This is a genomic window from Sphingobium sp. TKS, assembly GCF_001563265.1.
GTDB lineage: Bacteria > Pseudomonadota > Alphaproteobacteria > Sphingomonadales > Sphingomonadaceae > Sphingobium.
In genome coordinates this window covers 1,978,525-2,000,615 of the sequence record NZ_CP005083.1, presented here as the reverse complement: position 1 = coordinate 2,000,615, position 22,091 = coordinate 1,978,525, and the positions used below count along the sequence as shown (strand labels likewise).

Annotated in this window: 18 protein-coding genes; 7 read left to right on the top strand and 11 right to left on the bottom strand. The window is 64.9% G+C overall.

What is annotated here, in order from left to right:
- Nucleotides 1-194: 194 nt before the first annotated feature.
- The 6 genes from K426_RS09950 to K426_RS09920 all read right to left on the bottom strand — a co-directional run bounded on the left by K426_RS09950 (nt 195) and on the right by K426_RS09920 (nt 8,041).
- A complete protein-coding gene (locus K426_RS09950) occupies nt 195-602 on the bottom strand; it encodes a DUF488 domain-containing protein (RefSeq protein WP_237230015.1) in 408 nt (135 codons plus the stop codon).
- 267 nt (nt 603-869) lie between these two features.
- On the bottom strand, nt 870-1,217 hold the full coding sequence (locus K426_RS09945; protein ID WP_066556416.1) for a cupin domain-containing protein: 348 nt from the start codon (nt 1,215-1,217) through the stop codon (nt 870-872).
- 61 nt (nt 1,218-1,278) lie between these two features.
- The gene (locus K426_RS09940; protein WP_066556414.1) at nt 1,279-3,612 is read right to left on the bottom strand and encodes a nitric-oxide reductase large subunit; all 2,334 of its coding nucleotides are present in this window, start codon (nt 3,610-3,612) and stop codon (nt 1,279-1,281) included.
- A 928-nt stretch (nt 3,613-4,540) separates the two neighbouring features.
- Nucleotides 4,541-5,149 (bottom strand): murein L,D-transpeptidase catalytic domain family protein, encoded by a 609-nt coding sequence (locus K426_RS09930; RefSeq protein ID WP_066556410.1) that lies wholly within the window; start codon nt 5,147-5,149, stop codon nt 4,541-4,543.
- 77 nt (nt 5,150-5,226) lie between these two features.
- Complete coding sequence (locus K426_RS09925) at nt 5,227-6,279, bottom strand: lysylphosphatidylglycerol synthase transmembrane domain-containing protein (RefSeq protein ID WP_197672778.1); 1,053 nt, start codon at nt 6,277-6,279, stop codon at nt 5,227-5,229.
- Nucleotides 6,263-8,041 carry a PHA/PHB synthase family protein gene (locus tag K426_RS09920; protein WP_082748517.1) on the bottom strand — a complete coding sequence of 593 codons (1,779 nt, stop codon included), beginning with the start codon at nt 8,039-8,041 and terminating at the stop codon, nt 6,263-6,265. Before K426_RS09920 ends, K426_RS09925 begins: the two co-directional genes overlap by 17 nt.
- A 171-nt stretch (nt 8,042-8,212) precedes the next feature.
- On the opposite strand from K426_RS09920, the gene K426_RS09915 reads away from it, so the two are divergent.
- The 3 genes from K426_RS09915 (at nt 8,213) to K426_RS09905 (ending at nt 13,102) form a co-directional block, all read left to right on the top strand.
- Nucleotides 8,213-8,938, top strand: coding sequence for a Bax inhibitor-1/YccA family protein (locus tag K426_RS09915; protein ID WP_082748515.1), 726 nt, complete (start codon nt 8,213-8,215; stop codon nt 8,936-8,938).
- Nucleotides 8,935-11,469, top strand: a complete 2,535-nt coding sequence (gene mgtA, locus K426_RS09910) for a magnesium-translocating P-type ATPase (RefSeq protein WP_066556406.1) — start codon at nt 8,935-8,937, stop codon at nt 11,467-11,469. Before K426_RS09915 ends, mgtA begins: the two co-directional genes overlap by 4 nt.
- A gap of 163 nt (nt 11,470-11,632) precedes the next feature.
- Nucleotides 11,633-13,102, top strand: a complete 1,470-nt coding sequence (locus tag K426_RS09905; protein ID WP_066556404.1) for an acetyl-CoA hydrolase/transferase family protein — start codon at nt 11,633-11,635, stop codon at nt 13,100-13,102.
- A 30-nt stretch (nt 13,103-13,132) separates the two neighbouring features.
- Here K426_RS09905 and K426_RS09900 read toward each other — a convergent pair whose 3' ends face one another.
- The 4 genes from K426_RS09900 to K426_RS09885 form a co-directional block, all read right to left on the bottom strand.
- Nucleotides 13,133-14,734, bottom strand: coding sequence for an MBL fold metallo-hydrolase (locus K426_RS09900; protein ID WP_066556402.1), 1,602 nt, complete (start codon nt 14,732-14,734; stop codon nt 13,133-13,135).
- A gap of 98 nt (nt 14,735-14,832) precedes the next feature.
- The gene (locus K426_RS09895; protein ID WP_066556400.1) at nt 14,833-15,456 is read right to left on the bottom strand and encodes a hypothetical protein; all 624 of its coding nucleotides are present in this window, start codon (nt 15,454-15,456) and stop codon (nt 14,833-14,835) included.
- A gap of 67 nt (nt 15,457-15,523) precedes the next feature.
- Nucleotides 15,524-16,639 (bottom strand): VIT1/CCC1 transporter family protein, encoded by a 1,116-nt coding sequence (locus K426_RS09890; protein WP_066556397.1) that lies wholly within the window; start codon nt 16,637-16,639, stop codon nt 15,524-15,526.
- A gap of 5 nt (nt 16,640-16,644) precedes the next feature.
- Nucleotides 16,645-17,682, bottom strand: a complete 1,038-nt coding sequence (locus K426_RS09885) for a zinc-dependent alcohol dehydrogenase family protein (RefSeq protein WP_066561605.1) — start codon at nt 17,680-17,682, stop codon at nt 16,645-16,647.
- A 111-nt stretch (nt 17,683-17,793) separates the two neighbouring features.
- Here K426_RS09885 and K426_RS09880 point away from each other — a divergent pair, with 111 nt between their 5' ends.
- The 3 genes from K426_RS09880 to K426_RS09875 all read left to right on the top strand — a co-directional run bounded on the left by K426_RS09880 (nt 17,794) and on the right by K426_RS09875 (nt 20,094).
- Complete coding sequence (locus K426_RS09880) at nt 17,794-18,054, top strand: hypothetical protein (RefSeq protein ID WP_066556396.1); 261 nt, start codon at nt 17,794-17,796, stop codon at nt 18,052-18,054.
- A 98-nt stretch (nt 18,055-18,152) separates the two neighbouring features.
- Nucleotides 18,153-18,362 (top strand): hypothetical protein, encoded by a 210-nt coding sequence (locus K426_RS31235; RefSeq protein ID WP_145907238.1) that lies wholly within the window; start codon nt 18,153-18,155, stop codon nt 18,360-18,362.
- Nucleotides 18,352-20,094: a SulP family inorganic anion transporter gene (locus tag K426_RS09875; RefSeq protein WP_066556395.1), complete on the top strand. Its 1,743-nt coding sequence runs from the start codon at nt 18,352-18,354 to the stop codon at nt 20,092-20,094. Before K426_RS31235 ends, K426_RS09875 begins: the two co-directional genes overlap by 11 nt.
- A gap of 32 nt (nt 20,095-20,126) precedes the next feature.
- Here K426_RS09875 and K426_RS09870 read toward each other — a convergent pair whose 3' ends face one another.
- Nucleotides 20,127-20,951, bottom strand: coding sequence for a universal stress protein (locus K426_RS09870; protein WP_145907237.1), 825 nt, complete (start codon nt 20,949-20,951; stop codon nt 20,127-20,129).
- A 137-nt stretch (nt 20,952-21,088) separates the two neighbouring features.
- Between K426_RS09870 and K426_RS09865 the strand changes: the two genes are divergently transcribed.
- Nucleotides 21,089-22,090 (top strand): zinc-dependent alcohol dehydrogenase family protein, encoded by a 1,002-nt coding sequence (locus K426_RS09865; RefSeq protein WP_066556392.1) that lies wholly within the window; start codon nt 21,089-21,091, stop codon nt 22,088-22,090.
- Nucleotide 22,091: the final 1 nt, after the last annotated feature.

The window sequence follows — 22,091 nt, the reverse complement described above, 5'->3', positions numbered from 1 at the left end:
CGAGCCTCCCGCTTTGCGGATCGGACAGGGGCGATTGCCGCACGGGGGCAGCGCCAAACCCGCTGGCCCCAGGAAGCGCGGAGTCGGTCGCTCGAAAGAGATCCGCCGCTCCGGCATGAGAAGCTCGGCCCCCGAAGCAAGAGGCGTTCCCAACGGGTGCGACAAGACTGAGCGTGGCTCGAATTCCCGCGGGCTCATATCGTCTGTTGGCCATGTTCCGCGTTCCCGGGAAGGCGCAGATAATCCGCCAACACGCGCGCGTGGTTGTGCTCGGTGTCGCGAGCGGCATAGAGGAGCGTCACCGGACCGTTGGCCGACAATGGAGCGAGACGCGCGACAGCGCTATCGTTTTGTGCCAGTTCGTCCCGGTAGCGGCGGCTGAACTCGCTCCACCGCGCCGGATCATGCCCGAACCATTTGCGCAGCTCGGGACTCGGCGCGATTTCCTTCAGCCACAAGGTCAGGGCCGCCCTTTCCTTGTCCACACCCCGCGGCCAAAGCCGATCCACCAGCACCCGCGCACCATCATCTTTATGCGCAGGTTCGTAGATACGCTTGATCCGGATGTCGGGGAGCGAGTTGGCCATTTCAGCTGAATTCACCGGGCGTGGCTGCTTTCCGCAGACCCGATCACGACCTTCGTCCTTCCGGAGAGTCCCGATCGTCAGGCGGCGGCGCGCCGCCCTCGTTTTCCCAGCGCTCGGGACAATCGCACGAATAGCCTGCATCTAGCGGCCGACCGCATCTCGGGCAGATCTGTTCAGTGGTCTCCGCGGCGGATCGCGCTTCCTTGCGAGCCGCGTTGATGGGTGGAGCGATACGCGGCATCGTGCATCCTTTCTCTCGGCGGCCGGTCTCGGAGCCGCGAACTATGTCCGACTGGCCGCAGTTCGGCCAAGGAAGATCGTCAGAAGGAGGGAAGAATTCTCGATCGCCCTCACCGAGTGCGGCGCTCCCCCGTCGAGATAGACCCACTCGTTCGCCTTCAGGGTGACGGGTGCGGAGTCGATGGCAAGCTCGACACGCCCTTCCAGGCAATGCAGCGTCATTTCCCCGGAAACGCTGTGCTGCGGGATTTCGGCACCAGCATGGACGATCAGCCGAATGGCCTCGAAATAATCGGTCTTGATAATTGCAGCGGTTCGAGCGTCACCCAAGCCCGGCCCGAGCGGCCCCAGATCGACGATTTCGCCTCGTTTGGCGTGATGCAGTGCCATAAGCCGTGGTCCTCATTTTTGTGCCGCCGGTCACGCTCAAACGAACGTGGCCTGCCCATGATTACTCCGCCGCCGGCGAGCTGACCGGCAGCGCCCTGCGGAAGATCAGCCCGTCGAGCGCCATCGGGTAAAGCGGCCGCAGCTTCATGATGAAATCGACGGCCATCAGCACCGCGCCGATGGCGAACAGCACGTCACCCGGCAGCCGCATCCACTGCCAAAACCGCACAGTGCCGTAGAACGTACTGCTCCTCGCATAGGCGAGACCATGCTCATAGACCGCATCGAGTTGCGACCAACCGATCGGAAAGAAATTGAAAACGATCCATAGCACCAGCCCGCCATTATAGAACCAGAAGGCCGCCCTCCCGAGCTTCTCGCTGAAACGCGGACGGTCGGCGTGGATATAGCGCAGACAGAAATAGATGAGCCCGATCGCAAGCTCGCCAAAAGCTCCGAACAGCGCCGTGTGCGCATGGTTGAGCGTCAGGAAGGTGCCGTGCTCGTAATAATTGACGAGCGGCGCATTGAGCGTGCCGCCCCCGAACACGCCGGCGCCCACGAAATTCCAGAAAGCCGCGCCGATGACGTAGGTATAGGCGAGCCGGTACTTGAACTCCTGATGCGCCCTGATCAACCGGTAATGGTTGATCGCCTCGATGATCAGGAGCACCAGCGGCAGCACCTCGATGAACGAGAACATGCTCCCCATCGGCACCCACATGCTCGGGCCGCCGGCCCAATAGAGGTGGTGACCGGTGCCGATAACCCCGCCAAGAAAGATCAGGATGATCTCGAAATAGGTCGCGCGCTCGGCGAGCTTGCGTGACACGAGGCCAACCGACATCAGCAGATAGGCGGTCATGCAGGCGGCAAAGAACTCGAACGACTGCTCGACCCAGAGATGGACCACCCACCAGCGCCAGAAATCGGTGAGCGTGAACGATTTCTCGATGCCGGTCAGCGGAATCATGCCGAACACGTAAAGCACGGCGATATTGATGGTTGACGCCCAGATCAGGTGCTCCATGCGGATACGCCCGGTCCAGAACTGCGCTGCCGCAGTGCGCCAGAGGGCTTGGGTGGGCCACAGCGCGCGCATCACCAACAGGCTCCACAGCGCCAGCCCGATGAAGAAGCCGATCTGCCAGAATCGGCCGAGCTGGATGTAGGACAGCCCCTGATTGCCGAACCAGAACCAGTTCTGGTCGATAACGCCCATGATGCCGAGATAGTCGCCGATGAGCGCGCCCCCGACGACGAATAGTGTGACCCAGAACAGCAAGTCGACCAGCAGATGCTGGCCCTTTGCCTCCCGGCCGCCGGCAATCGCGGGCGCGAGGAACAGGGCGGTTCCGATCCAGGACAGACCGATCCAGACGATCGGCGCCTGGATGTGGACGTCACGCAGGAAGTTGAACGGGAAGAGCTTGTTGACGTCATAGCCGTAAAAGCTCGTCCGATCGTAGTAGGAATGGGCCATGATGGTACCCGCGCCGATCTGCACCAGCAGCAGAGCCGCCACGACCAGGAAATATTTGCCGATTCGCTTCTGGCTGCGGGTTAGCGGCCGGAAGGTCGACAGCACCGGATCCATGGGCGCATCGTCGGGATTGCTGAGGAAGAACTCGTAGATGAACAGCACAAGGCCGAAGGCGAAGAAGGTGAAACAGAAGCTGATCCAGGTCCATTTGAACGTATTGGTGGTCGGCGTGTTTCCAACCAGGGGCTCATAGGGCCAGTTCTCGGTCCAGGACCAGGTGACGCCGGGCCGCCGCGCGACCGTAGTGAGCGAGGAAAAGACGAGAAAATCGGCGGTCTGCCGAGCGAGCGTCGGCGTCAGACTATAAGCGGAGGTCCAGCCGCTCGCGGGATCGGCGATGTTGAGCGTCCCCGCCACCTCATTTCGGACCTGAAGGACCGCGGCGGCGACAGGGTCTGACAGGATGACGTCACGCCGGGTAAGATCGATCTCCTGCAACGCGCGCTGCATCGTCGCGGTCGCCGCGGCCTGTTGGTCGGGCGGAAGCGCGGCGAAGGAGCTGCCACCGCCGGCGCGCGCGGCAGCCTCCCGGGAAGCGGTGCCGAGCCGCACCAGGATCGACGCGGTATAATCCTCGCCGTAATAGGAGCCCATGCCGTAGAGGCTGCCATAATCCATCAGGTCGGCTTTCTGGAAACCGCCCTTGCCAGCCACGATGTCCGCGTTCGTCATCAGCACGGCGCCGCTCGCGGAAACAAGCCGCTCGGGTTGTGGCGGCGCCGCGCGGTAAGTCATCACCGTCGCCCAGGCGAGCAGACCGAATGTGGCTATCGCGACAACCAGCAACACCCACTTGAGAACGGCGCTCACCGGGTCGCTATCCGGTGGATCGATGCGGCAGGCCTCCAACATCAATCTTTGATCCTCTCCCGTTCCGTCTCGGCGGACCGATGCCTGTTTGCGAGACACCCTTCCCCTGTTTTAGGCGATCGACAACCCTCCGTTCCCGTTTTTGTGACAAGCGCCAGGACACTCGGTGCCGGTGCCCGGGCGACGACGACATCGCCCACCAATTTACCCGACTCGGGCGAGCCCAGACGGCCTGGATTCCGGGCATTATCGACGGGCAACTGGTTGATTCCGCTTTGCACTTGGAAGGATTATATCGTCGTTGGGGATCGGCGGTTTGCGCTGGCGCAAACTTCCCCCATTCTTCTAGGTAGCCCGGCAACTTACGTGCATGGCAACGACCCCTCAGCCCTGCCCCGGACCCTTCGCCGCGCTCGATCTATTCCAGGGGCTCCCGCCTTCGGTGCTTTGAGACCGTCGGCGCGGTATCGCTGTTCACCGATGGTCGCTCTCCCGCCGACGCCATCGCCATCGCCGACGGGCTGGAGACGAGCTGGAGCGAGGCCGAAGGCTCAAGTTAATCCGCGACTATCCCCAAATCGGCGTCATGTCAGTCGCACCATCGGCAGGCGCCTCCACGAGTTGCACGAGCGGGAGCGCGAGATTGCGACTCAGCGCGCCGACCGTCGAGGCGCTAGTGCCATGCTCCGGCTTGCGCGCCAGGCCGATCACAGCTCGATAGACGCAACGGCGATCGCTTTCTGCCGAGGGCAAGGATGTGGCGGATCCCTGCATAAACGCTGCGCAGGGCCAGCCGGATGCACCGCCTGGGATAGGGCCGGGTTCCTCGCCAGCCACAACCAGCATCTGACGATCCGCGGGTCCGCCCAGATATTGAAAATTGCAGAACATGGGTGCGACTGAAGTACCGCAGTGGGAATCCGCTTACAGCAGAGATCGTCGACCTTCCGTTCGTCCCCGGTTCGTCCGACTAGATCTTGCCGGCGTAGATCATCCGGCCTGGCCCGAGCCGTTCGAGAACTTGACCGATATCGGCCTGCGAAACAGCAAAGCACCCCTGGCTTCGCCCGAGTTTGCCGCTGGCAAGTGCGATGTCTTGCGACACATAGGACGCCGCATGGATAACGATGGCGCGCGCTTCGGCGTTGCTGTTCTCGCAGTCAAGGCCGATCAGGCGTTGCGAGCGACCATGCTTGCCGGAATAGCCGCTGCCGACCAGATAGGCGCCGGCCGAAGACGCTTGCGATCCCGGTGAGTTCGAGAACCGTTCGAGCCACCCGCTATGATCCGGATCGGATCCTCGCCCATGCGCGACCAACAGGCTCTGGCTTCGCCCGCTCATCACGTCGACGATGTGAAACCGGGGAACGCGCGACGCCTGGCTGAAATCCACGATACCGATGACGTCGCGATACCTTATCGTTGCCCGGTGGCGATCCAGCGCACCCAAAGCACGTTGAAGCAAAATCGGGCGCGGCGGAACTGGAGCCGGTGGGACGGCGAACACTCTCGTCTGTACCATGCCCAGAACGACGGCCCCGCCACCCAGAAGCAGGTGGCGCCTCGAAATGACTGTCACGCTTGTCTCAAACCACTATCTATTACTGTTTGGAACACTGGAGATAAGCATGATACGTGCCAGTTTCCAGACAGGCGCTAAACCCTGGGATCAGAGCGCTTGCAGCCGGAGCCGGTCCGCCGTGATCGGTGGGAGCGAGGCGGACGCCGCCTGAGCGCGGAACGCATCATCATCAGGCCGGGCAGCAGCGGCAGCCACAATGTCAGGATCCGTAGCAGCATCGTCGCCGCGAAGGCATTCTCGATGGGGACGCCCAGCAGACCGAGCGTTGCAGTCGACGTCGCCTCGAAGCTGCCCAGACCAAGCGGGATCGGCCCAAGCGTCACGACGATCGATGCCATGATCGACGCGATGAAGGCGGTTCCGAAGCCGGCGGGTCCTCCGAGAGCGTCAAGACAGGCCCAAAGCGTCCCGGCGTCGGCGATGAAGACCAAGGCATTGAAGCCTGTCACGCGAAGCAGCAGGGCACGGTCGCCGATCAGGTCTGCCGGGGCCTGGCCGACGATCTCGAGCAATTCGCGGACGACTCCCACCCGCTCGAGCCGCGGCGACAGGGGCTGGCTGCCGCGGTGCCTCAGCCAAAGCGCGAGCGACGGAATGGCGAGCGCGACCAGCAGGAATGTGGTGACGACGCCGGCCATCAGCGGCGTCGCCTTGTCGTGGAGCCACAGCAGGACCAGCATGCCTACCGCAAAGAAGGCGAAGGCGGCGTAATAGCCGATCATCGAGACGAGCAAGGCTGCCACCGCCGTCCCGCGCGGCACGCGCAATCGCACCAACTGGTCGACGAGAAGGACGTTGCCCCCCAATCCCGCGCTCGGCACCGCTTGGTCCGCGAACAATTTTGTGAGCGCGATGCGCATCAGCCTGGGCAGCGCTCGCGGCGTGCCGGCGCTGCGCAGCACCGCCGCCCAGCCCGCAGCCACGCTGGCATAGGTCGAAAGTTGGAACAGCACGGCAACAGCGAGCCAGAAAGGATTGGCGCGAACGAGGAGGCGGGCGAAATTCTCGATCTCGCCGAAATGCAGCACCGCCCCCACCAGCGCAGCTGTGAGAATGATGCCGAGGAACCATGACCGCCATGCACTCGAGGGTCTGGCGGCGATCTTCTCGTCAGCTTTCGAGGACATAGCTGCCCGGCGCATCCCTGAGCGCCCCAGCGTCCGCACCGGAGCCGCCGAGTGGCGGCGGCGCGCGCGGAGAGCTTGAATGCATGTCGATCCAGGCGGCCCACTCCGGCCACCACGAACCGGCTCCGGGTCGTGCCCTGGACAGCCAGGCTTCGGGATCAAGGCAGCCTGCTTTTGCGGGCCGCGCGAGCAGGCGATAGGATCGCCCCGGCTGATCCGGCCCGGAGACAATTCCATCATCATGACCATTGGTTGCGAGCAGGAATGTCACCTCGCTGTCCACGTGCCGATGTATCTTGTAGACCGAGCGCCAGGGCGCGACATAATCATCTTCGGTACCGACCGCGAAGACCGGGACGCGGACCTTCCGGAGGGCGATCGGCCGGCCTTCGACCTGATATCGTCCTCCGGCCAAATCGTTGGCGAGGACCAGCGAGCGCAGATATTGGCACTGCGCTGCAAAAGGCAGGCGGGTGCCGTCGGTATGCCATGCGCGTAGGTCGGTGATCGGCTCGCGTGCACCCAAGAGATAGTCTCGGACAAGGAGGGGCCAGATGAGATCGTTCGAGCGGAGCGCCTGGAAGGCGCCGCTTATCTGCGCGCTGTCGAGATAACCACGCGCGCGCGCGATCGTTTCGAGGAAATCAAGCTCCGCCTCATCAATGAACAGGCTGACTTCGCCGGGTTCGCTGAAATCGGATTGCGCCGCGAACAGGGTCATCGAGGCCAGACGATCATCGCCATCGCGTGCCATCGTCGCCGCTGCGATCGCGAGCAAGGTCCCCCCGAGACAGTAGCCCGCAGCGTGGATACCGCCAGCGCCCGTGATCGCGGAGATCGCGTCGAGCGCCGCCATGATCCCCAGCCGGCGATAATCCTCCAGATCGAGCCCCCGGCTGTCTTCGCCGACATTGCGCCAGGAGATGATGAACACCGTGTGGCCCTGCGCCACGAGCCAGCGCACCAGCGAATTTTCCGGGGACAGGTCGAGCACATAATATTTCAGGATCCAGGCCGGAACGATCAGGATGGGCTCCGGACGGACAGCCTGCGTCGTCGGCGCATATTGGATGAGCTCGATCAGATTGTTCCGATAGACCACCTTGCCCGGCGTGACCGCGACGTTGATGCCGGGACGATAGCATTCGGCGCCGGCCGGCCGCTGCCCTGCCAGCAAGCGACGCCAGTCCTCGACCAGGGCCGCCGTGCCGTCGGCGAGGCATTTGCCTCCGGTCTCGATGATCCGCTGCTGCAGGACCGGATTTGTGGCAACGAAGTTCGAGGGCGCAACCATGTCGAGCAGCCGGTGGACCGAGAAGCCCACAATTGCCCGATGCCGTGGCGTGACACCGAGAATATCGTTCGCCGCGCAATCCCACCAGCGTTCGCTCAGCAGGAAGGACTGGCGAATGAGGTTGAAGGGCCATGATTCCCAGGAAGGATCGTCGAAGCGGTGATCCTGAGACCGGCGAGCGATACCGGGTTCGGCCCCGTCGTTGGTCAGAGCCGCTTCCCATGCATAGCCGGCCAGCGCCATGAAGCCGCGGGCGGTCTCAGCGGCAATATGGACCCGGCTGCCGGGAATGGCGGCGAAATGGAGTGCCCAGTCGGCGAAAGCGTCACCAATCGACGATGGTGACAGACCACCGGTGAGCGTCGCGACCGCCGCCGCCGCGGGGCGAGCGAACAGTTCGGCCCATGCGCCGGCTCGATCGCCGCTCCCTTCTGTAGCCGGCTTGCTGGGCCTCGATGGCGAAACCATGGTCTGCTCCTCGTTGCCTCTCAGTCGTCCATAGGGATTTCGGCACCCCCATGAATTAGGTAAGCCTACGGACCCGGCGCGCAGTTCCGCTACGTAGCTTTGCGGATTGGTCGCAGCGGCACGTCGGCACAGGGTCGAACCTTGCTTCCCGCAAGAAGCGAGGACCGGGGAATGCTTCAGCGAAGCCGTGAATTTGAATGGCCGCCATCCGGCAAATCGAACGGCTCATATCCGGGGGTCGGCGCCTACATGCGCGCGGTCTATCTCCATATGGCGGGCGGCGTCATCATATCGGCGGCATTCGCTCTTCTGGTCGCCCACAGCCGATCGCTCGCGCTCGCACTGTTCGGACCTGCGGGGCTCACGACGCTCGGGTGGATCGTGGCGCTGGCGCCTGTGGCGCTGGTGATCCTGCTCGGCGCCGGGATCGACCGGCTGTCTGCGTCAACCGCGAGGGTTATCTTCACCCTCTACGCCGCGCTCGTGGGACTGTCGCTCGGCAGCGTGCTACTCACCTACAGCAGCGGCAGCGTCGGCTATACCTTCGTCGCCGCCGGCGCGGGCTTTGCCGCGCTGGCCTGGGTCGGCACAGCCACCGGCAAGGATCTGTCAGGCCTGGGCGCCTTCTTTACGATCACCCTGGTCGGGCTCGTCGTGACGATGCTGCTCAATCTGTTGGTGCGATCGGGCGCGCTCGATCTTCTTGCCTCGGGGGTCGGCATCCTGCTTTTCGCCGGACTCACCGCTTTCGATGCCCAGCGTCTGAAGCGTCAATATGAGGACCGCGCTGCGGATGGGCGCAATAATGCCGCGGTACTGGGGGCTCTGGCACTCTATCTCGATTTCCTGAACCTGTTCCTGTCGTTGCTGCCCTTCACCGGACGGGAGCGGCGGTGACCGAGCCGCACGCATTCTGGCAAGCCACGCCCGACGACGCTCTGCGCTCACTCACCGCGACGCGCGACGGCCTGTCGTCGGACGAGGCTGCCTCGCGGCTCGAGCGTGACGGCCCGAACGAAATCTCCGCGGCGAAGCAGCGCCACCTCCTCACCGACCTCCTTCGCCGCCTTGCCAATCCGCTGATCGCCATGCTGCTCGTCGCCGCCGTCATCGCCGGAGTCACCGGCGACGTCGCGAGCTTTGCGATCATCTTCATCGTCGTCGTGCTGTCGACCACACTCGATCTCGTCCAGGAGCACAGGGCCGAGGCGACCGCGGAGGCGCTGAAGCAGGCGATCGCCCTCCATGCGGCCGTGATGCGCGACGGCAAGTCGACCGAGTTGCCCGTGCGCGAGCTGGTGGCCGGCGACATCGTCATGCTCGCGGCGGGCGATCTCGTTCCCGCCGACGGCATCGTGCTGGCGGCGAACGGCGCGCAGGTCAACGAGGCCCTTCTGACGGGTGAGCCTTATCCGGTCGAGAAGCGAATCGAGCCCGCAACCGCCGCCGAAACGCCGGCGGACGCGCACAATGCCCTGTTCCATGGAACCTCGCTGATCGGCGGCACCGCGACGATGCTTGTCGTCCAGACCGGTCCGCGCACGCGGTTCGGCGCGATCGCGCATTCGCTCGCCGGCAAGCAGCCGCCGACCGCGTTCGAGCATGGCATCCATAGGCTCGGCGTGCTGATCGTCAGGCTCACGATCTTCCTCGTGCTGTTCGTGCTGCTCGCCCATCTCGCGCTCGGCCGCCCGCCGCTGCAATCCTTCCTGTTTGCGATGGCGCTGGCGGTGGGCCTGACGCCCGAGCTGCTGCCGATGATCATGACCGTCGCGCTCGGCCGCGGCGCGCAGCGGATGGCGAGAGCCAAGGTCGTGGTGAAGCGACTGTCGGCGATCCACGACCTGGGCCAGATGGATATATTATGCACCGACAAGACCGGCACGCTGACCGAGGCGCGGATCACGCTCGTCGGCCATCCGGGCATCGATGGCGAGGACGACGAGCGGGTGGCGGAGCTGGCGGCGGTCAACGCGCGCTTCGAGACCGGCCTGAAAAGCCCGCTCGACCAGGCCCTGCTCCTCCACATGACCGGTCGCTCGCTCGAGGGCTGGCGCAAGCTGGATGAACGTCCGTTCGATTTCGAGCGGCGGCGTGTCGCGGTGCTTGCCGAGCAGGGAAGCGAACGGATCGAGATCGTCAAGGGCGCGCCCGAGACGCTGCTCGCGCTGTGCACCAGGGCGCAGGACCGATCGGGAGGGCTCGTGCCGCTCGACGATGCATTGCGCGCCCGCCTGTGTGCGCTGCGCGACGATCGCGCGGCGCAAGGGCTGCGATTGCTGGCGATCGCATGGAAGCCCGCCGCCGGGCAGGAGCGGATCGACGCCGACGGCGAGGACGAACTGGTCTTCGCGGGCTATTGCGTGTTCGTTGATCCGCCCAAGCCGAGCGCCACCTCCGCCATCGCCCGGCTCGAAGCGGCGGGCATTCGCATCAAGGTGATCTCGGGCGACGCCGCGCCGGTGATCGAGCATCTGGTGGCGGCGCTCGCCCTGCCGGTCGAAGGCATATTGACCGGCGAGGAAATCGCCAGGCTCAACGACCAGGCGCTGGCGGCGCGCGCGGGTCAGGTCGATCTGTTCGCGCGGGTGACGCCCGACCAGAAGACGCGGATCGTCCGCGCGCTCCGCGCGCGCGGCCATACGGTAGGCTTCATCGGCGACGGCATCAACGACGCGCCGGCGATCCGCGCCGCCGATGTCGGCCTGTCGGTCGACGGCGCCACCGACGTGGCGCGCGAGGCGGCCGACATGATCCTGCTCGCCCCCGATCTCGGCGTCCTCGCCGATGGCGTCGCCGAGGGACGGCGGACCTATGCCAACATCATGAAATATGTCCGGATGGGAACGAGCTCCAACTTCGGCAACATGCTGACCATGGCGATCGCGTCGCTGTTTCTGCCGTTCCTGCCGCTCACCCCGGTGCAGGTGCTGCTGAACAACCTTCTCTACGACCTTTCCGAGATCGGCATTCCGTTCGACACCGCCGATAGCGGAGATCTGGCGCGCCCGCAGGGCTGGGATATTCGCGGGCTGGTGCGCTTCACCGCGATCATGGGGCCGCTATCATCACTTTTCGACTTCGCCACTTTTGCGCTTCTGCTCGGCGTCTTCCACGTCGGGATACCGGAGTTTCGGACGGCCTGGTTCATGGAATCGATGCTGACGCAGATCCTGGTGGTCTTCGTGATCCGCACGTCCCGCCCGGCCTGGTCGAGCCGCCCGCACATCGTGTTGACCGTTACGGCGCTGGCCGGTCTGGCGGCGGCGCTGCTGCTGCCGCTGTTGCCTTGGGCCGGACTGCTCGGTTTCGCCGTACCGGGCGCAGCCATATTCGGCGCCATCGCGCTTCTGGTGGTCGGCTATCTGGCGGGCGCGGAGTTCCTCAAGCGCTTCGCATTGCGACCGGCGAGTCCGGCGCGCCGATGAGCAGCCAATCGGTGCAGGGCTCAAGCCGGCTTCCGCTTTCGCATGCAGGCGCGCCGATGGCACTGAGCTTGTATGACACTTGCATGCGAGCAAGGTTGAATGGAATCGGAGATCAGGGACAGTGAACGAGCGTATTGGTTGCCAGGCATTGCGGTCGAAGCTGATGAGCGCGCCGGACGCGGCCCGGTTGATCGCCCCCGGCACCACGGTCGGCATGAGCGGTTTTACAGGTTCGGGCTATCCCAAGGCCGTCCCGGTCGCCCTTGCAGAGCGGATCGAGGCGGAACACGCGGCCGGGAACCCCTTCTCGATCCGTGTCTGGACTGGTGCCTCGACGGGCCCTGAACTCGACGGCGCGCTGGCCAAGGCCGATGGTATTGAATTCCGTCTGCCGTATAACTCCGACCCCGTTGCCCGCGACAAGATCAACCGCGGCGAGATGGAATATTTCGACATGCATCTGAGCCAGGTCGCGCCGATGGCGTGGCAGGGCTTCCTCGGTCCCCTGGACACGGCGCTGGTGGAGATCAGCGGCATCCGGCCGGACGGCTCGCTGATCCCGTCGTCGTCGGTCGGCAACAACAAGACGTGGCTGGACCGTGCGAGCCAGGTCATCCTCGAGGTGAACAATTGGCAGAACCCGGCTCTCGAGGGCATGCACGATATCTATTACGGCACCGCCCTGCCGCCGCACCGCGTGCCGATCCCCCTCACGAGGCCCGACGACAGGATCGGTGAGACCGCATTCCGGTGCGACCCCGCCAAGATCATCGCGATCGTCGAAACGGACGCGCCCGACCGCAATCTGCCGTTCAAGGCGCCCGACGAGGATGCCAGGACCATAGCCGGCCACCTGCTTGATTTCTTCGGCCATGAGGTCGCGCGGGGCCGATTGCCTGCGTCGCTGCTGCCGATCCAGTCGGGCGTGGGCAACATCGCCAACGCAGTGCTGACCGGCCTTGTCGACAGCGCTTTCGAGGACATGACCGCCTATACCGAGGTGATCCAGGACGGAATGCTGGATCTTCTTGCCGCTGGCAAGCTGCGGATGGCATCCGCCACCGCCTTCTCGCTCAGTCCCGAGGCCGCCGCCGGGCTCAACGCCGACATGGAGCGTTTTCGGGACAAGATGGTGCTGCGTCCGCAGGAGATCAGCAACCATCCCGAGCTGATCCGGCGGCTGGGCTGTATCGCCATGAACGGACTGATCGAGGCCGACATCTACGGCAACGTCAATTCGACCCATGTGATGGGCTCGCGCATTCAGAACGGCATCGGCGGATCGGGCGATTTCGCGCGCAACGCCTATGTTTCGATCTTCATGACGCCCTCACTCGCCAAGGCTGGGGCGATTTCCGCGATCGTGCCGCAGGTAAGCCATGTCGACCACATCAATCAGGACGTCCAGATACTCGTGACCGAACAGGGCCTGGCCGACCTGCGCGGTCTCTCACCCAAGCAGCGGGCGAGACTGATCATCGAGAAGTGCGCGCACCCTCGCTACAGGCCGGCACTGTCCGACTATTTCGAGCGGGCGCTGAGATCGTCTTATGGCAAGCATTCTCCGTGCCTGCTGTCCGAGGCCCTGTCCTGGCACCAGCGGTTCGTCGAGACAGGTACGATGATGGGCTGACCAAAGCCGAGGCCTTGAGGAAAATGTCCATCAAGGCCGCGGGGCGGCCCGCTTTTCCCAGACCTTCTTGTAGCTTTCGAGGACCGCGCGCATATCGTCGATCGCGCGCTGGCGGCTGTTGGAATCCTGTATTTCCCCCAGCTCGCGCTTCAGGCTCGTGGCGAAGTCAGCGTAGCTGTTCTGCCAGTCGCGACCGAAGGCCTGTCGGCGCTTCGGGTCTGCGGTCTTGGTCCGGGCCGCGGGTGTCCCGGCGGACAGTCGGAACACCTCGCCCATCTCCGGAGCGACGATGGACGCGCTCAAGTCGCGCGAGCGGGCGATGCGGCGCAAGCTATCGATCGCCGTCGTCTCCCCATGCGAGAGGAATAGACTGCCCCCGATGGGACGGCGCGCCTCGATCCACGCCAGCAGGCCGTCCTGATCGGCGTGCGCCGAATAGCTGTCGATGGGCCGGATCTGGGCGCGCACGGCGATATCCTCGCCCGACATGCGGACGCGTTTGGCGCCTTCGAGAATGACGCGTCCGAGCGAGCCTTGAGCCTGAAACCCGACGAACAGAATCGTGGAATCCTGCCTGGAGAGATTGTGCCGGAGATGGTGCCGGATGCGGCCGCCTTCACACATGCCCGATGCCGCCATGATGATGGCGCCCGAAACGCTGTTGAGCCGGATCGATTCCGCGACATCGTTGACGAAATGGAAGGCGGCATGACGAAAGACGTTCGCGCCGCCCATGTCCTCCAGCGAGCCGGCATATTTGGCGAACACGCTCGTCGCCCGATTGGCCAGTGGAGAATCGATAAACACCGGGACGGACGGAATGCGGCTTTCGTCGATCAGGGCGGCGAAATCCAGTAACAGTTCCTGCGTGCGCTCGAGCGCGAACACCGGAATGATCAGATTGCCGCCGCGGACCAGCGCGTCCCTGATCTCGCGTTCGAGCAAGGCTCGTCGCTCGACCAGGGTGAGGTGAGCCCGCTTGCGGTCGCCGTAAGTGGATTCGCAGATAACGTGATCGAAACCTGCGGGGCTCGCGGGATCGGGATAAAATGCCTTGTGCTCGGGGCCGAGGTCGCCGGAACACAGGAGATGGACATCGCCGATTTCGAGCTCGACCGATGCCGAGCCCAGGATGTGTCCGGCGTTCCAAAGGCGTGCCCTGAACCCAGGGACAGGCTCGAACCATGTTTCAGGCTCGACCGGCCGCGCCCGCCGCCAAGCCGCGATGGCGTCCTGCTCGGTGTAGATCGGCACGATCTCCGGCTGGCCCGCACGGTCCTTGCGTCGATTGCGTCGGGCCGTATCGCTCTCCTGGATCCGCCCCGCATCGGCCAGCATGAACTCGAGCAGATCCGCCGTCGGGGCGGTGCACCATATCTCGCCGGCGAAGCCTTCAGCCACAAGCCTGGGCAGCAGGCCGCAATGATCGATATGGGCATGGGTCAGGATGGCCGCATCGACTTCGGCCGCGTCGAACGGAAAAGCGGTCCGGTTGAGCGTTTCCAACGTACGGGATCCCTGGAAGAGCCCGCAGTCGACCAGCAGCCGCCTTCCGTCCTGGCGGAATTCCATGCAGGAGCCGGTAACCGTGCGGGCAGCTCCGTGAAAGGCGAGCGTGAGGTCATCGGTCATGAGGTGTCGGATCATTGTCCTGGAGTGGCTGCGGATGAGGCGCGGGTCTCAACGGAAGCGGGGATGGCTGAGCCGGTCTTGCGCGAGCCCAGCGCGAGTCATGACTCGCTCGCTGCCGGCGGGCTGGCATCGGGCGCAGTGTCCGCGCGCAGGCGGTCGCGAAACTCGGAGAGCCGGGCGCGATAGCCTCCGGCATCACCATATTCCAGAAACTCGTAATAGCGCTGATGCGGGTCGGTGATGCGCAGCGCATGCTTGATCGGGCACCAATATTGTTCGGTTCGGCTCGCGATCTCGCGAACATATCCGATCAGCCCGTTGGCGTAGCCACAATAGAGGCAGTTGAGTGCTTCGATCCAGTTGAGATAGCTCAGCTGGCCACGGTCCATGACAATGTAATCACTCCGGCGCACGCGCGGGATCCGATACACTCGAAAGCAGATGGCCTGATAGGCACTCATCCAGGCGTCCAGCAGCAACAATGGCACGATGACCGAATAGATGATCGGAGACACCAGACTGGTAGCGATGGACGACCGCGCGAGGAACCTGCCAACACCCATGCGCAAGCGGCGATGCTCGGTTGCGATCCCATGCTCGAATCCGACGAGGCGTTCCCGCACCGTGACGCCGAGAAGATTGCGCCGCCGCTCTATTTCGCGATCGAGTTCGGTCTGAAGGAGGACAATCTCCCGGGCCAGCTCCTGCATTCGCCGTGTCATTATTCCTGCCTCCATCCGCGATCATGCAGCCGTGCCCGCTTCCAGCCTGTTGACGGCTCCATGCTCGTCAAGCGAGCGAGACGCCGACAACTGCCCCTGCGCCGTAGGTGACGGCTGCGGCCGCCAGACCGATGAGAAGTTGGCGGATTCCCGAAAACAGGGCCGAACGCCCGGTGAAAAGACTTGTGGCGGCGCCGATCAGGACGAGCGCGAGAGCGCTAGCGCCGATGCCGGTGAGCAGCGCGGTTACGCCCGACAGAAAGGCGAACGGGGCGGCCGGGACGATGGCGCCCGCCGAAAAGAGCAGGAAGGACCATGTTGCTGCGGTCCACGCCGACCCCCCCAGCTCATCAGGATCGACTCCCAGTTCCTCGCGCGCAAGCGCGTCCAGAGCGGTTCCTTCGTTGCCCAGCAGCCGATCCGCCAGGGCGCGGGCCTGCGGTTCGGCGATGCCCTTGGCCTGATAGATCAGGACAAGCTCCTCTTTCTCTTCCTGCGGCGTGTCGCGCAACTCTTCGGCTTCGGTCGCGATCTGGCTCTGATAGAGTTCGCGCGAGCTTGTGACCGACAGCCACTCGCCCATCGCCATCGAGCAGGCGCCGGCGAACAGCCCGGCAAGTCCCGTGAGCAGGAGCGTGCTCTCGGTCGCGGCGGCGCCGGCGACGCCCATCACCAGGCTCAGATTGGAGACGAGGCCGTCGTTGGCGCCGAGCACCGCGGCGCGCAACGTGTTGCCGCCGCCCCGGTGGCGCCCTTCCAGAAGTGCGATCGTCGATCCGGTGAGTCCTCCCTTTCCCGCCGCTGCCCGCATCAGCAGTGCGTGCGACCGCTCGTCGGCTGGGAGGCCGGCGGCCTTCGCCTCGGGCTGCGCGTCATACACGGCGCTGTCGCGCGTCTCGCTGACCGCGAGGGCGGGAAGCACGAAAGCAGGGCCGAACCGCCGCGCGAGCCAGGCGAGGATGTGTGCCCTTGTCGAAGGCGCGGGCGAAAAATGACCGCCGTCCGCTCCGATCCGCTTGCGCCAGAATTCGGCATGGGCCTGCTCGACCGCCGCCAGCCGCTGGAACACTTCCGCGAGCTTCGGGTCGGTCTCGCTCTCGGCCAGCGCCGCATAGACGGTCGCGCCGTCGACCTCGCCCTGGAGATTGGCACGATAGCGCCTCAGCGCGTCAGGGGCGGGCATGGTCCTCAAGCCTCGATGATGACCTTGAGCGCCTGCGTCTCGGCAGCACGGCCGAATGTGTCATAAGCGTCCAGAATATCGGCCAGTGTAAAGCGATGCGTAATCAGCACATTCGGATCGATCTTCTTGGCCTGCACGGTCTTGAGCAGCATGGGGGTCGTAGCGGTGTCGACCAGACGCGTGGTGATCGAGATATTCTGCGACCACAGCCGTTCGAGATGGAGGTCGACCTTGGAGCCATGGACGCCGATATTGGCGATCACGCCGCCCGGCGCGACGAGATCCTGGCACAGCAGGAAAGTGGCGGGAATGCCGACCGCCTCGATCGCGGTATCGACGCCGCGCCCCTCGGTCAGCGCCTTCACCGCATCGGCTGCCTTGCCGTCGGCGCTGTTGACGGTGTGCGTCGCGCCGAAACGGCGGGCGACCTCGAGCCGATTGTCGTCGAGATCGATCATGATGATCATTGCGGGCGAATAGAATTGCGCGGTTAGCAGCGTCGCAAGTCCGATTGGCCCCGCGCCGACGATGGCGACGCTGTTCCCGGGCGCGACCTTGCCGTTGAGCACGCCGCACTCGAAGCCGGTGGGCAAGATGTCGCTCAGCATCACCAAAGCTTCCTCGTCGGCCCCCTCGGGGATCGGATAAAGGCTGGTGTCGGCATGGGGAATGCGCACATATTCCGCCTGGGTTCCGTCGATTTCGTTGCCAAGGATCCAGCCGCCCGTCGTGCAATGCGAGTACATGCCGCGGCGGCAATAGTCGCACCGCCCACAGGCGGTGATGCAGGAGATCAGGACGCGGTCGCCGGTCTTGAAGACGGTAACGCCGGCTCCGACCGCCTCGATAACCCCGACGCCTTCATGACCAAGGATACGGCCCGGCGCGCAGGTCGCGACATCGCCCTTGAGGATATGCAGGTCGGTGCCGCAGATTGTCGTGCGCGTCACCCGGACGACGGCGTCACCGGCATCGCGAATTGCTGGTTCCGGCCGTTCTTCGAGGGCTTTGGCGCCTGGACCCTGGTAAACGAGTGCTTTCATGTGACTCCCTTCCTGATGAGCAGGCCGCTCGTTCGTCCCGTGTGCCGGATGCGGACCGAATGCGCGCGAGAGAAGCGGATCATGCTCGCCTCTCAAAGGCGCCGACAGCTGATGGTCGCCATCGCTCACCCGATGGAGGGGATGCGGGGCAGCGCGGACGGAATGCCCGACAGTGAACAGGCCGTCCGGCAGGTTGTCGGGCCGTCCTGTGACGACGAACTCTGTTCGACCATCAACGGCGCAAGAAGTCCTGTCCGACTGCGGCTGCCGCCCATCGTTGCTCGGGATTTCGTCATCGGCCGCCGCATCTCCAGGCTCCTGCCACGACGCCGGCGTTCGCGCCGGCCTTGTCTGGACAAGGAACTGAACTGAACCGCACGGAGCGAACCGACAATGCGTAGATAAACGGAGTGTGCTGGATATTGCCCGAGGCTAGCAACCAATCGTCCCGGCGCAGAGGAGACGTTACCATGATCGATACGCAAGGATTGCGCCTCGATAGCCCGGTCGTACGAGCTTTCGGGCTCGTGCCGTCGAGCCACATGCCGTTTCTGGGTCTATCCCTGCTGCTGGTGCATGTCTCTCGCTTTGTGGCACCACGTTCCGACCGAGTGCATCGGTCCGGCGCTGGGGAATTGGGCAACCTGTTCCGTCCCAGGGACGACCGCCATGACGCATGAGCCCACCTTCGCGGAGCTGTTCACGCCCAAGCTCCTCACTGTGCTGCGGGAGGGCTATGGCTTTTCCGCGCTGAAGGCCGATGCGGTAGCCGCGCTGACAGTCGCGGTCGTCGCCCTGCCGCTTTCGATGGCGATCGCGATCGCCTCGGGCGTGACGCCGGACCGGGGCCTCTACACCGCGATCGTCGGCGGCTTCCTCGTCTCGGCACTCGGCGGCAGCCGGTTCCAGATCGGCGGACCGGCCGGGGCGTTCATCGTGCTGGTGGCGGCCACCGTCGCGCAACACGGGCTTGACGGGCTGATCCTTGCCACGCTGCTGTCCGGTGTGATCCTGCTCGCGGTGGGCTTTCTCCGGCTGGGCACCTTCATCAAATATATCCCCTATCCGGTCACGGTCGGGTTCACCGCGGGGATCGCCGTCATCATCTTTACGAGCCAACTCAAGGAGCTGCTGGGCCTGACCCTGCTCGGCAAGGAGCCCGGCGCGATCATCCCCAAGGTCGCTGCGCTGGCCGGCGCATGGAGGACGATCAGCGAGCCGGCGGCCGCGGTTTCGCTGCTGTCGATCCTGATCATCGTCGCGGTCCGGCGGCTCCGTCCGCACTGGCCGGCCTTTCTCATCGCCGTCTGCGTGGGATCGCTTGCCAGCTGGATGCTGGCACTGCCGATCGAGACGATCGCCACGCGCTTCGGCGGCATCCCCCAGGCGCTCCCGTCACCGCATCTGCCGGGCCTCTCGCTCGCCAAGGTCGGCGCCGTCTTGCCCGCCGCCCTCTCCTTCGCGCTGCTCGGCGGCATCGAAAGCCTGCTCTCGGCGGTGGTTGCCGACAGCATGACCGGGCGGCGGCACCGCTCCAATTCGGAGCTGGTCGGCCAGGGGATCGCCAATATCGGCTCGGCGCTGTTCGGCGGCTTCTGCGTGACCGGCACGATCGCGCGCACCGCGACCAACGTGCGCGCCGGCGCGCGCGGGCCGGTCTCGGGCATGCTCCACGCCGTCTGCCTGCTGCTGTTCATGGTGATCGCGGCGCCGCTTCTGGGCTATATCCCCTTGGCTGCGCTTGCCGCGGTCCTGGTCGTGGTCGCCTGGAACATGATCGAGAAACAGGAGATCGCGACGCTCCTGCGCGCTTCGCGCGGCGATGCGGTGGTGCTGCTCGCGACGCTGCTGCTCGTCATCTTCCGCGATCTGACCGAGGGCATCCTGGTCGGGTTCGGCATCGGCGCGCTGCTCTTCCTCCATCGCATGGCGCAGGCGGTCGAGATCGAACGCCCCCATCCCACGGCAGACGCAGACCTGGCCGACAGCGAAGGGGACGACGGCAATACGCCCTATGACGTTGCCCTGGCGACAAATCCCGACGTCATCGTCTATCGGATCTCCGGCGCCTTCTTCTTTGGCGCGGCGGCGAGCGTCGCGGCGGCGCTCGATCGCATCGGCGAGCATCCCAAGGCCTATGTCATCGATTTCTCGGCGGTGTCGCTGCTCGATTCGACCGCGGCGGCGACGATCGAGGGCTTCGTGCGCAAAGCGCATCGGCAGGGCGCCATCGTCTATATCGCCGGGGCTCGGCCGGCTGTTCGCCGGACCCTTCTGACCCATGGCGCCCGCCCGCCCCGCGTCCGGTACAGGACGACGCTCGCGGGGGCAGTCGAGGCGGCGCATGCCGACATTCGGGCAACCTGTTTCACAGACGGCGACGGGAAGAATCCGATGGCGGCGCAACCCTGATCCGACAACGGAAAACCGTCGGGTCTCCACCATCAGTGTACCATCAGGATCGGAACACGTTCAGTCTCGAGAAGGTCGCGCGTGACGCCGCCGAACAGAACCTCGTGGAAGCGTGAATGGGCATAGGCGCCGATCGCGAGCAGGTCGGCCTTGGCCATGACCGCGAAGCTTTGCAGCACCTCGGACACAGGGCGACCATCGGATCTGCGAGCATGGACCTCCACTCCGAAGCCATGGCGCGTCAGGTGCCGCGCGATATCGCTGCCTGGCGTCGGGCCGTGGCCATTGGCGGATGGTTCGGCGTCGATGACCAGGACATCGATCCTGGCGGCCGGCTCTGCAAGCGCGATGAGCGCGCGCGCGGCGCGCGACGCCTCCGGCGATGCGTTCCAGCCGAGAATGGCGTGGCGCACCGGCGCCGGTATCCAGCCGATCGGATGGAGGAGCATGGGCGCCCCCGACCCAAGCAGGGTCGTCTCGACGACATGGTGACGCAGCCTGTGGTCTGTCCAGCAGGGATTGGGACCGACCAAGACGACATCGGCGTAGCGGCCCTCGATATTGACCAGAGTCGGAAGCACCGCGGGTTCGTCGCAGAGTCCCCGAACATCGACGGGAGCGGTCGTCCTTGCCGTCCGCTTTCGGACATCCGCGAGATGTTGTGCATGTTCTGCCTCGCGTTCCGGCTCGGGCCAGCAATATCCCATTGGGTCGAAAGCGGCGATCAGCAGAAGGCGCTTGGTGAGCACTGTCAGCCCGAGATGGGCGCCGTGCAGTTCGGCCAGAGCAACCGCGTCATCGATCGCGGGAACCGACTGATCGCCGCCCTCGATGATCGCGAGGATGTCCTTCAGCATACAGGTCTCCCAGGCTGGATCGATCTCAAGCCAGGGGATGGCGCGTCGAACCGGCGACCGCATTGCGTAAGTCTACTTAGGGCAGCGCGATGCAAAGCATGCGAGACTGGTCCCATCCGCGATGATAGGATGATGAGATGGGCCGGATGCGCGCCATGCAGCTCGATGGACCCGGCAAGCAACTGCGCATGGTGACGCGGCCGTTGCCCGTTGCCGGTACGGCGGAGCTCCTGATCAAGGTGGCGGCCTGTGGTGTCTGCCGTACCGACCTCCATGTGCTCGACGGGGAAATCCCCGCCCATTATCCGATTGTTCCCGGCCACGAGGTCGTCGGACGCGTGCTTGCCGTGGGCAAGGGGACTTCGGGCTTCGCTATCGGGCAACGCGTCGGCGTTCCCTGGCTCGGGCACACCTGCGGTGTCTGCGGCTTTTGCAGAAGCGGGCACGAAAACCTCTGCGATCGGCCCGAGTTTACAGGCTGCACGCGCGACGGCGGCTATGCCAGCCATGTCGTGGCGGACGCTCGCTACTGCTTCGCGCTGCCCGATCGCTTCACGGACGTGGAGGCCGCGCCGCTGCTGTGCGCCGGCCTGATAGGGTGGCGCGCGCTGCGTCTCGCCGGCGACGGGCGGCGGATCGGGCTGTGCGGTTTTGGCGCTGCCGCGCACATCCTCGCCCAGGTCGCGACCTGGCAGGGACGCGAGGTCTACGCCTTCACCAGGCCCGGCGACGAGGACGGTCAGGCCTTCGCGCGGTCGCTTGGCTGCGTTTGGGCGGGCTCGTCCGAAACGGCACCTCCGGTTCAGCTCGATGCCGCGCTGATCTTTGCGCCCGTGGGGGCGCTGGTGCCGGCCGCGCTCAAGGTCGTGCGCAAGGGCGGACGGGTTGTCTGCGCTGGCATCCACATGAGCGACATACCCGCCTTTCCGTATGCCGATCTGTGGGGTGAGCGCGCGATCATGTCCGTGGCCAATCTGACCCGGGAGGACGGCACCTCCTTCTTCGAGATGATCGAAAAGGCCGGAGTCAGGACCGTGACCGAACGCTTTCCGCTGGACCATGCGAACCAGGCATTGCAGCGGCTGCGCGACGGGCAGCTGACCGGCGCCGCCGTGATCTGTCCCGACGCGCAAGCATAGG